This is a genomic window from Bradyrhizobium sp. UFLA05-108 (genome assembly GCF_059803455.1).
On record NZ_JBANAZ010000001.1, the window covers coordinates 152,622 to 165,112 of the forward strand.

Sequence of the window (12,491 nt, forward strand, 5' to 3'; positions counted from 1 at the left end):
TCCTAGTCCGTATACCGGATGCGCGGGTCGAACACGGCGTACAGCATGTCGACGGTGAAGTTCGCGAACACCACGACGACGGCGATGAACATCACGAGGTTCTGCACGATGGGATAATCCCGCCAGCGGATCGCCTCGACCAGGAAGCGCGCGACGCCGGGAATGTTGAACACGGTCTCGGTCACGATGAGGCCGCCGATCAGGAAGGCCGCTTCGATGCCGATCACGGTGATCACGGGCAACATCGCGTTCTTCAGCGCATGCTGATAATTCACGGCGGCATCGGAGGCACCCTTGGCGCGTGCGGTGCGGATATAGTCCTGCCGCAGCACCTCCAGCATCGAGGAGCGCGTGATGCGCATGGTGAGCGCGGCGCTGCGGAAGCCGACCGCGGCAGCCGGCACCGCATAGGTCGCAAACGCCTCCACCCAGGTCTGCGGATTGGGATTGAAGATCGGCATCTGGCCGAACATCGCGACCGACGCGGTGAGGATCAAAAGCCCGAGCCAGAACGAGGGTAGCGACAGCCCGCTGAGGCTGACGACACGCAACGCATAGTCGAGTTTTGTTCCCTGCTTCACCGCGCTGATGACGCCCAAGGGAATGCCGATCGAGGCGGAGAACAGCAATGCGAGCCCGGCAAGCCGCGCGGTGATGGGAATCCGTGGCAGTATCTCCTGGAGCGCCGGCTTCTCCGAGACATAGGAGTAACCAAAATCGCCGCGAAGAAAGCCGCCGATCCAATGCAGATACTGCATCACCAGCGGCTGATCGATGCCGAGCTCCTTTTCCAGATTGGCCTTGTCTGCGGGATCGACGTAACCGGCAGCCGCAAACAGGATATCGACGATGTTGCCCGGCACGATGCGCAGCAGGAAGAAGATGACGATCGAGATCCCGAACAGGGTCACGAGCATCAGGAAGAGGCGGCGCACCAGATAGGCAAACATCCCAACGCCTCCTGCCGAGCCCCTCAGCTGCCCGTCCGCCGCATTACTTGTCCAGCCACAGATCCTCGTAGCGGTAGCCATTATAGGACGAGTTGGTCATGATCGTCACACCCTTGACATAGGGCTGCCAGCAGGTGCCCATGCGGCTGTGGAAGATGATCGGGCGGGCGACGTCCTCCTGCAGCTTCTTGTCGATCTCCCAAACCAGCTTCTTGCGCTTGCCAGCGTCGGTCTCCTGCGACTGCACGTCGAACAGTTTTTCGATCTCCTTGTTGCAGTAGTTGGTGTAGTTGCGTTCGGAGCCGCAGGAATAGTTCTCGTAGAAGGACTGGTCGGGATCATCCACCGCATTGCCGGTGAGGTTGAGTCCGATCATGTAGTCCTTGCGCGCGACCTTCGGGAACCAGTTCGCGGTTTCCACGACGTCGAGCTCACCGTCGATATAGATGCTCTTGAGCTGGTCGATCAGGATCACCGCGGGGTCGCGATAGACGGGAATGTTGCGCGTGGAAACCTTCACGGCGAGATGCTTATCCGGCCCATATCCGGCCTTTTGCATCAGCTTCTTCGCCTCCTCGCGGTTGGCGTTCACGTCCGGGCCGTAGCCGGGAATGGTCTCCAGCATCTCCTTGGGCATCCCCCACAGGCCGTTCGGCGGCGGCAGCATGGTGCCGCCGATGTCGCCCTGGCCCTCGAACATGATCGAGATGAACGCCTTGCGGTCGAGCGCCAGCGCCATGGCGCGGCGGATGTCGCTATTGTCGAACGGCGGCGCGCTGGAGTTGACGATGATGTTGGTCGCGACATTGGTCGACGCGATCTCGCAGATCGCATTCGGCGCCTGCGACTTGACGTCCTTCACCAGCGGGATCGTCACCTCGGTCGGGAAGGTCATGTCGAACTTGCCGGCGACGAAAGCGAGGATTGCGGTCGAACGGTTCGGGATGATGGTGAACTCGATGCCGTCGAGATAGGGCCGGCCCTTCTTCCAGTAGTCGGGATTGCGGGTCAGCTTGATCGATTCATTGGCCTTGAACTCGACGAACTTGAAGGGACCGGTGCCGATCGGATGCGTGCGCATGTCGCCGGGCGTGACGTGGCAGGGATAAACCGGCGTGTAGCCCGAGGCGAGCAGCGCCAGCAGCGAGGGCTGCGGCCGCTTCAGGTTGAACGAGACCTCGAGATCGCCATTCGTCGAGATGTCATTGACCTCGTTGTACCAGGCCTTGCGCGGGTTCTGCCGGAACTTTTGCTGCGACTTGCCCATCAGCATGTCGAAGGTGCATTTGACGTCGGCCGAGGTGAACGGCTTGCCGTCGTGCCATTTCACGCCCTGGCGCAGCTTGAAGGTCAGCGTCTTGTTGTCATTGACCCAGGCCCAGCTTTCGGCGAGCTCGGGGACGATGTCGTCCATGCTGTTCTGCGGCTCGTCCTGCTTGTAGATGACGAGATTGTTGAAGACGGGCATGAAGGGAATGTTGACCGAATAGGTCGCGCCTTCGTGGATCGAAGCATTTGCGGGGCTGTCGCGGTGGTACATCCGCAGGATGCCGCCTTGCTTGCCCTCGTCGGCCAACGCGATGGTTGAGACCGTCAGCACCGAAAGCGCCGCCATCGCGGCGAGCGCCGTCACGCTCCGCATGCTTCTCTCCCTCGAGCCTCAAGGCCTTGTGCGGCCTGTTTGATCACGACGATAGCCATGCGCGCGAGGGCAGGCAACGGCCAAGGCTGGCGGCGGCCTTGGCAATTCGGATGACGTAAAGCCGCATGCCGCAGTCTCTCACGATGTGAGAGAGGCTGATGTCGTCATTTCGATTGGAACCAGATCGTCTTTAGCGTTGCGCCTGCGCGCGGGATGGCAGCAGCGCCAGTGCGATCGAGGGCAACGGAAAGAACAGGGCGCCCAGGACGAACCAGACGCTCCGCGAGCGTCCCTTCTCCGCCGCGAATTTCGCAGTGCAGCGGCCGCACAGGATCAAGATGGCAAGAAGGCCGGCAATGAAGAGAAACGCGGCGAGCATGGGGGCTCCTGTCAATGCCTGCTGAGCATACAGGACCGCGGTCGCGGCGACGACGGGCGACAACATCCCAGCGAAATCAAAATCCAGAGAGTTGCGGACTACACCTGCAACGTGTCGCCACCCTTCAAATGCAGCATCTCGCGCGCCTCGTCGGAGCTGGCGACCTCGAGGCCGAGGCCCTCGATGATCTTGCAGGCAAGGCGCACCTGCTCGGCATTGGAAGAGGCCATGCGGCCGGGCGCGGCCCAGAGCGAGTCTTCCAGGCCGACGCGGATATTGCCGCCCATGGCGGCGGCCATCGCCGCGATCGGAAGCTGATGCCGTCCGGCGCCCAGCACCGACCAGATGAACTTGTCGCCGAACAGTCGCTCCGCGGTGCGTTTCATGTGCAGCACGTCCTCGGGATGCGGGCCGATGCCGCCCTGCAGGCCGAATACGGTCTGAATGAACAGCGGTGGCTTCACCAGGCCCTGATCGAGGAAGTACTGGAGATTATAGAGATGCGCGGTGTCGTAGCATTCGAACTCGAAACGGGTTCCGGTCTCGGACAGCGTCCTCAGCACGAACTCAATGTCCTGGAAGGTGTTGCGAAACACGATGTCCTTGTTCTCGACATGCTTGCGTTCCCAATCATGCTTGAAGGTCTTGAAGCGGTTGAGCATGCCGAAGAAGCCGAAATTCATCGAGCCCATGTTCAGCGAGGCCACTTCCGGCTTGTAGACCGCGGCAGGCCGCACGCGCTCGTCCACCGTCATTGTTGGCGAGCCGCCGGTGGTGAGGTTGATCACGGCGTTGGAACGCTGCTTGATGATCTTGAGGAACGGCGCAAAGGCCTCCGGCGATTGATCCGGCTGACCGGTTTCGGGGTTGCGCGCGTGCAGGTGCACGATCGCTGCACCGGCTTCGGCGGCTTCCACCGCGGCGTCCGCGATCTCCTGCGGCGTCACAGGCAGGGCAGCGGACATCGACGGCGTGTGGATCGCGCCGGTGACGGCGCAGGTGATGATGACTTTGCGGGCCGATACCTTGCTAACCATGGGTTTGCAACTCCGAGGCGGCTGTGATCTACCGTCACGCTTAGCATCAAGACACGATCGGAGCCATCATGGATCTCGACATCAAGGGGTTGCGCGTACTGGTGACCGCGGGAGCGGGCGGCATAGGGCTTGCAATCGCCCGCCGCTTCCTCGCCGAAGGCGCAAAGGTGCATGTCTGCGATGTCGACGAGATGGCGCTTGCCGCGCTTGCGAACAGCGATATCGCAATTACGCGCTCGCAATGCGACGTCGCTGATCGCGCCGCGGTGAAGACGATGTTCGACGAGGCGGTCCGCGCGCTCGGTGGGCTGGATGTGCTCGTCAACAACGCCGGCATCGCCGGCCCGACCGCGAAGGTCGAGGAGATGAATCCGGAGGACTGGGACCGCTGCGTCGAGGTCTGCCTTACCGGCCAGTTCAACTGCACGCGGCTCGCGGTGCCGCTGCTCCGCGAGAGCGAGAACGCCTCGATCGTCAACATCTCGTCCGCTGCCGGAAAGGTCGGCTTCGCCATGCGCACGCCTTATGCGGCGGCGAAGTGGGGCGTCATCGGCCTCACCAAGTCGCTGGCGATCGAGCTCGGCCCCGACAAGATCCGCGTCAACGCCATTCTGCCCGGTCTCGTCGCCGGCGACCGCCAGCGCCGGGTGCTGGAAGCGAAGGCGCAGCAGCGTGGCATCTCCTACGCCCAGATGGAGCGCATCGCGTTCTCCTATACCTCGATCAAGGACTACGTCACGCCGGAGCAGATCGCGGACCAGATCCTGTTGATGGCAAGCCCCCGCGGTCGCACCATCTCCGGCCAGGCGATCTCGATCTGCGGCGATACGCAGATGTTGGGGTAGGGCGTACCGACAAATTCAGTCGTCGTCCCGGCCTTCGCCGGGACAACACAGAATGTGTGGCGCGCACTTTCCCCATCCATGCCGCGCAAGAACGCCTCACACGATCCTGGACGTCTTGTTCCCCCAATAGCGATCCCGTAGCAGGCGCTTGTAGAGTTTTCCGGTCGGCAGGCGCGGCAATTCCTTTTCGAAGTCGACCGAGCGCGGCACCTTTTGCCGCGACAGTGATTTGGCACAGAACACGATCAGCTCCTCGGCGAGCGCCGGCCCCGGCACCACGCCCGGCATCGGCTGCACCACTGCCTTCACTTCTTCGCCGAGATCGCTGTTGGGCACGCCGAACACCGCGGCGTCGGCGACCTTCGGGTGCGTGATCAGCAAATTCTCGCATTCCTGCGGATAGATGTTCACCCCGCCCGAGATGATCATGAAGGTGGCGCGGTCGGTGAGGTAGAGGAAGCGGTCCGCATCGACATAGCCGACGTCGCCGACCGTGCTCATGCTGCCATCGGCCGAGCGCGCTTCCTTTGTTTTCTCGGGATCGTTGAAATATTCAAAGGCCGAGGCCGTCTTGAACCACACCGTGCCGGCCGTGCCCGTCGGACACTCCTTCATGGTCTCGTCGAGAATATGCAGGTCGCCAAAGAGCACCTTGCCGACGGTGCCGCGATGGGCGAGCCACTCTTCAGTGTTGCAGGCGGTGAAGCCGAGCCCTTCGGTCGCGCCGTAATATTCATGAATGATCGGCCCCCACCATTTGATGATGTCGTCCTTCACCAGCGCCGGGCAGGGCGCGGCAGCATGGATCGCTATCTCGAGAGAGGACAGGTCGTGGCGGGCGCGCACCTCCTCCGGCAGCTTCAGCATGCGCGAGAACATCGTCGGCACGAGCTGGGTGTGGGTGACGCCCCATTTCTCCACGAGCTCGAGGTAACGCTCGGGATCAAAACTCTCCATGATGATCACGGTGCCGCCCATGCGGATCGTCAGATTGACCGCGGCCTGCGGCGCGGAGTGATAGAGCGGCGCCGGCGACAGATAGATCATGCCCTCGCGGTAGTGCCAAAGTTTCGTGAGGAATTCGAACAGTGGCATATTGTGCCGCGGCGGCTCCTCCGCCAGCGGCCGCAAGATGCCCTTCGGCCGTCCCGTCGTGCCTGACGAATACAGCATAGCCGTGCCCAGCCATTCATCGGCGATCGGCGTCTTCGGCAGGCCTGCCGTTGCCTGCTCCAGCCCGACGATGCGGTCGCTCTCACCGGGTCCATCGGCGACGACGCAGAGCTCGACCTTTGGACATTCCTTCAGCGCTTCGCGCGCGATGTCGAGCTTGGCCACCGAGGTGATCAGGATACGCGACTGGCTGTTGGTCAGGATGTAGGCGAGCTCGCTCGGCGTGAGGAACGAGTTGACGCACGTATAGTAGAGCCCGGACCGCTCGCCCGCGCCGCAGGCTTCGAGATAGCGCGAATTGTTCTCCATGAAGATCGAATAGTGGTCGAGCCGCTTCAAGCCCTGCTCGCGAAACAGATGCGCCAAGCGGTTGCTGCGCGCGTCGAGCTCGCGATAGGTGACGGTCTCGCCCGTGCCGGCCATGATGAAGGCGGACTGCAGCGGGCGCCGACGGGCATGCGTACCTGTGTACATCGATCCTCCGAGGTTGCGTCATGCGGCGAGAAGCAGGATTTCGCGCACTTGCGCTGGCGTATCAATCTTGCGTGGGTTGCGCGGCACCCAGGGGGTGCGCATCGCCTGCTCGGCGATGCCATCGAAATGCTCGGGCGATACGCGCACATCGGCGAGGCTGCGCGGCATGCCCAGCGAGCGGATGAAGGCACCCAGCACGTCGGCGGCATCTTTACCGGGAAAGCCCATGGCGGCGGCGACGATCGCCTGGCGCTCGGCATTATCGGGCGCGTTCCAGCGCATCACTGCCGGCAGCATGACGCAGGAAGTGTAGCCATGCGGCACGTCGAAGGCCGCGCCCAGCACGTAACCGATGCCGTGGCTCGCGCCCATGGGAACGCCGGCGGCGAGCGCGCCCATCGACAGCCAGGTGCCGATCTGCGCATCCATCCGCGCGTCGAGATCTGAAGGGTTGGCCTTCACCCGCGGCAACGCATCGGCGAGCATCGCAAGCCCCTTTACCGATTGTGCGTCGGCATAAGGGTGCGTCTCGCGCGAGCAGATCGCCTCGACGCAATGGTCGACAGCACGGATGCCGGTCGAGAGGAACAGCCATTCCGGCGTATGCACGGTGATGGCGGGATCGAGGATCGTCGCGCGCGGCACCATCAGCGGATGGCGCAGCATCTGCTTCACATGGGTGCTGCGGTCGGTGACCCCCGCGATGGAGCTGAACTCGCCGCCGGCGATCGTCGTCGGCACGCTGATCTGGCGGACGCTCGGCGCATTCATCTCGGGCACGACGCCCTTGCGAACGCGGATGCGCTCGATGCCATCGGTGCTGTCGATGTCGTTGGCAAGGCAGAGTTGCACCGCCTTGGCGCCGTCGGTGATCGATCCGCCACCGACGGTGACGATCAGGTCCGCCTTCACGTCTCGCGCCATGTTGGCGGCCGCGATCACCGCCTCGCGCGGCGTGTGCGCTTGCATGGCGTCGAATACGCCCGCACAGCGTGCGCCCAGTGCTTCTCTGATCGTTTGGATTTCGTCGGTCTGCCGATTGAGCGTGCCGGAGACCATGAGGAAGGCGCGGTTCGAGCCCAGGCGGTCCATCTGCGCCAGAATCGCGCCTGCGGCCGGATGGCCGAACACGACCTCCTCGATCGCGCCGAAAACGACACGCCCTTGGTGCACGCCTGTCCTCCCGGACAATTCGTCTTTTCTGTTTGGAATAATCTAGCCGAGCTTGCCCCGCGCGTCATGCGCGAAGACGCTGGTGCAGAGAGATGCCGTAGGGCAAAGGCGGACGCTTTGCCCACCCAGCACAGTTGGGCAAGCGGGGAAAAACGAAAACGTCCTGCCGTTCACGAGCCCGGTGAACAATCTATCCGGGTTCGGCCACCTAATCGCCGCCTGCACGACCGACTGTGTCCGCACAACCCGCCATCCGGCTAGGGCACACCGCCCAGGATTGCCTTGTCGTCCGTCTTGAAGAGTTCATCATTGAAACCCATCTTGTGCCCCCTGCGGGTAAGTAAGTACCCTGTTTGCCGGCGCAGCCACCAAGGAAGGGGGCAAGACATGAGCGAGCCGAACCCGAGGCAGCATTCAGTCCGACGGCGATGCGCGCCGCGTTCTTTCCTGGCGGCGCTCGCGCTCACGGCTGCTGGCCTCCTCGTCGGCTGTGACAAGCCGGCCTCGCAGGCGGCAGCTCCGCCGGCGCCCTCCGTCACCATCGCTCAGCCGGTCAAACGCACCGTCACCGATTGGGAAGAATTCACCGGCCGCTTCGAGGCGGTGGAGGAGGTACAGGTACGCCCGCGGGTCGGCGGCTTCGTCACCTCGGTCGAATTCCAGGACGGTGCGATCGTTCACGCCGGCGATCTTCTTTATGTGATCGACTCGCGTCCGTTCGAGGCGGCTGCCGAGCAGGCTGACGGTCAGCTTTCGGACGCGCGCGCCAAGGTGGAGCTTGCCAAGCGGGAGCTCGATCGCGGCCTGAACCTGGTCCAGACCAGCGCCGTCTCCGAACAAGTCGTCGACCAGCGCCGTCAGGCCTTGCAGGCCGCGCACGCCGCCGAGATGCAGGCCGAAGGCGCACTGAAGGCCGCCAAGCTCAATATCGAGTTCACCCATGTGGCTGCGCCGCTCACCGGCCGCGTCAGCCGCCACCTCGTCAGCCCCGGCAATCTCGTCCAGGGCAGCGACACCGGCACGTCGACACTGCTGACCTCGATCGTGTCGCTCGATCCGATCTACATCTATTTCGACATGGACGAGGCGACCTACATCAAGAACAGCAAGCTCTGGTTCGAAGGCAAGCGCCCAAGCTCGCGCGATACGCCGAACCCGGTGCAGGTGACGTTGGCCGGCGAGACCAAGCCGTCGCATGACGGCACGATCAACTTCCTCGACAACCGCCTCGATGTCTCCACCGGAACGCTGCGCAGCCGCGCCGTCATCCAGAACACCGATCTTTCGATCCTGCCGGGGCAGTTCGGCCGTGTGCGGCTGATCGGGAGCGCGCCCTACGAGGCGCTGCTGATTCCGGACGTCGCGGTCGCGACCGATCAGTCCCGCAAGATCGTCTTCGTGGTCAAGCCGGACGATACCGTCGAGGCGCGCCCTGTGACGCTCGGTCCGCTCGATGAGGGGCTGCGCGTCATCCGCGAAGGGCTGAAGGCCGACGACCGCGTGATCGTCGACGGCATTCAGCGTGCGCGCGTCGGCGCCAAGGTCAATCCGCATCAAGCCCAAGCGCCAGCGGGTGGCAAGTCATGAATCTCGGCCGCCTCTCCATCAACCAGCCCATCCTGGCGATGGTGCTGTCGATCGTGCTGCTGATCGTCGGCGCGCTCGCCTACACCACGCTGCCGGTCTCCGAATATCCGCAGGTGGTGCCGCCGACGGTTGTGGTGACCACGCAATATCCCGGCGCGTCCGCGCAGACCGTGTCCGACACGGTTGCCGCTCCCATCGAGCAGGAGATCAACGGCGTCGAGGACATGCTGTATCTCTACAGCCAGGCGACCTCGAACGGTCAGCTCACCATCACCGTCACCTTCAAGCTCGGCACCGATCTCGACAAGGCCCAGGTGCTGGTGCAGAACCGCGTCGCGATCGCGCAGCCGCGTTTGCCTGAGGAAGTCCAGCGCAACGGCGTCACGACGCGCAAGAACTCGCCCGACATCCTGATGGTCGTGTTCATGCTGTCGCCCGACGACACCTTCGACCAGCTCTACATCTCCAACTACGCGCTGCTCCAGGTCCGCGACCAGCTGCTGCGGCTCGACGGTGTCGGCGACATCCAGATTTTTGGCGCGCGCGACTATTCGATGCGGCTGTGGCTTGATCCCGATCGCATCGCCAATCTCGGCCTGACCTCGACCGAAGTGCTGGCCGCGATCCGGTCGCAGAATGTGCAGATCGCGGGCGGCCAGATCGCCGAGCCACCGATCGCGGACCGCGCCTTCCAGCCGAACCTGACCTTCACCGGCCGCCTGAAGGACCAGAGGCAGTTCGAGGACATCCTGATCAAGGCCGGCTCCGACGGCCGCACGGTGCGCCTGCGCGACGTCGCCCGCATCGAGCTCGGCGCGCTGTCCTACACCACCAACAGCTTCCTGCTGCGCAAATCGGCGGTCGCGATGTTGGTCACCCAGAGACCAGGATCGAACGCGCTCGCGACGGCGAAGAACATCTCCGACACCATGGTCCGGCTCAAGGCGAGCTTCCCGAAGGGCCTCGACTACAACATCGGCTACAACCCGACCGAGTTCATCGCGCAATCCGTCCACGAGCTGATCAAGACCATCTACGAAGCCATGCTGCTCGTGGTCATCGTGGTGCTGGTCTTCCTGCAGGGCTGGCGGCCCGCGATCATTCCGATCATCGCGATCCCGGTCTCGCTGGTCGGCACCTTCGCGGTGATGGCGGCACTCGGCTTCTCCATCAACAATCTCACGCTGTTCGGCCTCGTGCTCGCCGTCGGCATCGTCGTCGACGACGCCATCGTGGTGGTCGAGAACGTCGAGCGCCATCTCGAGCACGGCATGAGCAGGCGCGACGCCGCGCTCAAGACCATGGAGGAGGTCGGCGGCGCGTTGGTGTCGATCGCGCTCGTGCTGTGCGCGGTGTTCGTGCCGACGGCGTTCCTGGGCGGCATCTCAGGACAGTTCTTCCAGCAATTCGCCGTCACCATCGCGGTCGCGACCGCAATCTCCTGCTTCTGCTCGCTGACGCTGTCGCCGGCGCTGGCCTCGCAGATCCTGGTGCCTCACGAAGAGAAGCGGCCGCCGGCGCGCTGGAATTTCATCGCGCGCGGCTGGGACGCGTTCACCGGCGTCTTCAACCGCGCGTTCGAGCGGTTGTCGCACGGCTATGCCAGCGTCGCCAACTTCGTGATCCGGCATTCGGTGGTGATGCTGCTGATTTACGTGGGCCTGATCGGCAGCGCCGGCTGGCTGATCGCGACCACGCCGCAAGGTTTCATCCCGGCGCAGGATCGCGGCTATGTCATCGTCTCCGTGCAATTGCCGGGCGCGGCGTCGCTGGCGCGCACCACCGAGGTCGTGCGCGAGATCGAGCGCATCGCGCTGGATACGCCGGGCATCATCCGCGTCGCCGCCTTTGCCGGCTTCTCGGGCGCCACGCGCACGCAGGCCGGCAACGCTGCAGCGCTGTTTCCGGTGTTCGACGAGCCGGAGGTGCGTCTGAAGAAGGGTCTGTCCGCGAACGCCATCACCGCCGAGCTGCGCAAGCGGCTGTCGAGAATCGAGGGCGCGTTCATCATCGTCATTCCGCCGCCGGCCGTGCCTGGCATCGGCACCGGCGGCGGCTTCACCATCCGCATCCAGGATCGCCAAGGCCGCGGGCCGGAATTGCTTGCGGCAGCGACCGACGAGCTCGTGGCTGCCGCACGCAAGACGCCGGAGCTCACTTCGGTGTTCTCGCCCTTCACCGCGAACACACCCCAGGTCTTCGTCGACATCGACCGCACCAAGGCGCAGAAGCTCGGCGTTCCCATCGCCAACATCAACGATACGATCCAGACCTATTTCGGATCGACCTATGTCAACGACTTCAATCTGTTCGGCCGCACCTATCACGTCACCGCGCAAGCCGACCAGCCGTTCCGGAAAGAGACCAGCGATCTCGCGCGGCTGCGCACGCGCAATGCGTCCGGCGATATGGTGATGCTCGGCAGCGTCGTCGATTTCCGCGACGTCTCGGGCCCCGACCGCGTTGCACGCTACAATCTCTACGCGGCCTCCGAATTGCAGGGCGAGCCGGCGCCGGGCACGAGCTCGACCACCGCGCTCAACGCCATCAAGAAGCTCGCGGACGACACCTTGCCGAGCGGCTTCTCCTTCGAATGGACGGACCTGTCCTACCAGCAGGTCACCGGCGGCAATGCCGGCCTCTATGTGTTCCCGATCTGCGTGCTGTTCGTCTATCTCGTCCTCGCCGCGCAGTACGGCAGCTGGACCTTGCCGTTCGCGGTGATCCTGATCGTGCCGATGTGTTTGCTCGCTGCCACCATCGGCGTGCGCATCATGGGGCAGGACGTCAATATCCTCACGCAAATCGGCTTCGTCGTGCTGGTGGGGCTTGCCGCCAAAAACGCCATCCTGATCGTCGAGTTCGCCCGCGACATCGAGCTCGAGGGCAAACCGCGGCTGGAAGCCGTGATCGAAGCCTGCCGCCTGCGCCTGCGGCCGATCCTGATGACGTCCTTCGCCTTCATCCTCGGCGTGCTGCCACTTGTGGTCTCGACCGGCTCGGGCTCGGAGATGCGCCAGGCCGTCGGTGTCGCCGTGTTCTTCGGCATGCTCGGCGTCACGCTGTTCGGCCTGGTCTTCACCCCGATCTTCTACATGATCGTGCGCAACCTCGCCGACGGGCGCGGGAAGAAGCCGGCGGCCGCAACTTGATGGTCATTGTGGCCAAGGGCGTATCCGCGCTCACAGTGTCGTCCCGGATCTGCGCTCTGCTTCGCTGCGCTTGTCCGGG

General features: G+C 63.8%; 9 protein-coding genes. 3 read left to right on the plus strand and 6 right to left on the minus strand.

Features of this window, described 5'->3' with window-relative positions; genetic code table 11:
• Window positions 1–2: 2 nt before the first annotated feature.
• From SO140_RS00660 to kce, 4 genes are all read right to left on the minus strand, one after another.
• Window positions 3–950, minus strand: a complete 948-nt coding sequence (locus SO140_RS00660) for an ABC transporter permease (RefSeq protein WP_449377819.1) — start codon at window positions 948–950, stop codon at window positions 3–5.
• Between the two features lie 43 nt (window positions 951–993).
• Entirely contained in the window at window positions 994–2,592 is a 1,599-nt protein-coding gene (locus SO140_RS00665; RefSeq protein ID WP_449377818.1) for an ABC transporter substrate-binding protein, read from the minus strand.
• 190 nt (window positions 2,593–2,782) lie between these two features.
• A complete protein-coding gene (locus SO140_RS00670) occupies window positions 2,783–2,971 on the minus strand; it encodes a hypothetical protein (RefSeq protein WP_449377817.1) in 189 nt (62 codons plus the stop codon).
• 98 nt (window positions 2,972–3,069) lie between these two features.
• Entirely contained in the window at window positions 3,070–4,008 is a 939-nt protein-coding gene (gene kce, locus SO140_RS00675) for a 3,5-dioxohexanoate:acetyl-CoA acetone transferase (protein WP_449377816.1), read from the minus strand.
• A gap of 68 nt (window positions 4,009–4,076) precedes the next feature.
• On the opposite strand from kce, the gene SO140_RS00680 reads away from it, so the two are divergent.
• Window positions 4,077–4,853, plus strand: a complete 777-nt coding sequence (locus SO140_RS00680; protein ID WP_449377815.1) for an SDR family oxidoreductase — start codon at window positions 4,077–4,079, stop codon at window positions 4,851–4,853.
• 96 nt (window positions 4,854–4,949) lie between these two features.
• Here SO140_RS00680 and SO140_RS00685 read toward each other — a convergent pair whose 3' ends face one another.
• Together SO140_RS00685 and SO140_RS00690 are read right to left on the minus strand one after the other, a co-directional pair.
• Window positions 4,950–6,500, minus strand: a complete 1,551-nt coding sequence (locus tag SO140_RS00685) for an AMP-binding protein (RefSeq protein ID WP_449377814.1) — start codon at window positions 6,498–6,500, stop codon at window positions 4,950–4,952.
• An 18-nt stretch (window positions 6,501–6,518) separates the two neighbouring features.
• Window positions 6,519–7,673, minus strand: coding sequence for an iron-containing alcohol dehydrogenase (locus SO140_RS00690; RefSeq protein WP_449377813.1), 1,155 nt, complete (start codon window positions 7,671–7,673; stop codon window positions 6,519–6,521).
• Window positions 7,674–8,060: 387 nt separating this feature from the next.
• On the opposite strand from SO140_RS00690, the gene SO140_RS00695 reads away from it, so the two are divergent.
• Window positions 8,061–9,260, plus strand: a complete 1,200-nt coding sequence (locus tag SO140_RS00695; RefSeq protein ID WP_449377812.1) for an efflux RND transporter periplasmic adaptor subunit — start codon at window positions 8,061–8,063, stop codon at window positions 9,258–9,260.
• The gene (locus SO140_RS00700) at window positions 9,257–12,412 is read left to right on the plus strand and encodes an efflux RND transporter permease subunit (protein ID WP_449377811.1); all 3,156 of its coding nucleotides are present in this window, start codon (window positions 9,257–9,259) and stop codon (window positions 12,410–12,412) included. The genes SO140_RS00695 and SO140_RS00700 overlap by 4 nt, the downstream gene beginning before the upstream one ends.
• The last annotated feature ends 79 nt before the right edge of the window (window positions 12,413–12,491 follow it).

What these genes read in the sequence shown, in the direction of transcription:
- SO140_RS00670 (WP_449377817.1), bottom strand. Translation starts at nt 2,971, where the DNA reads ATGCTCGCCGCGTTTCTCTTCATTGCCGGCCTTCTTGCCATCTTGATC.
- SO140_RS00700 (WP_449377811.1), top strand. Translation starts at nt 9,257, where the DNA reads ATGAATCTCGGCCGCCTCTCCATCAACCAGCCCATCCTGGCGATGGTG.
- SO140_RS00685 (WP_449377814.1), bottom strand. Translation starts at nt 6,500, where the DNA reads ATGTACACAGGTACGCATGCCCGTCGGCGCCCGCTGCAGTCCGCCTTC.
- kce (WP_449377816.1), bottom strand. Translation starts at nt 4,008, where the DNA reads ATGGTTAGCAAGGTATCGGCCCGCAAAGTCATCATCACCTGCGCCGTC.
- SO140_RS00695 (WP_449377812.1), top strand. Translation starts at nt 8,061, where the DNA reads ATGAGCGAGCCGAACCCGAGGCAGCATTCAGTCCGACGGCGATGCGCG.
- SO140_RS00665 (WP_449377818.1), bottom strand. Translation starts at nt 2,592, where the DNA reads ATGCGGAGCGTGACGGCGCTCGCCGCGATGGCGGCGCTTTCGGTGCTG.
- SO140_RS00680 (WP_449377815.1), top strand. Translation starts at nt 4,077, where the DNA reads ATGGATCTCGACATCAAGGGGTTGCGCGTACTGGTGACCGCGGGAGCG.
- SO140_RS00660 (WP_449377819.1), bottom strand. Translation starts at nt 950, where the DNA reads ATGTTTGCCTATCTGGTGCGCCGCCTCTTCCTGATGCTCGTGACCCTG.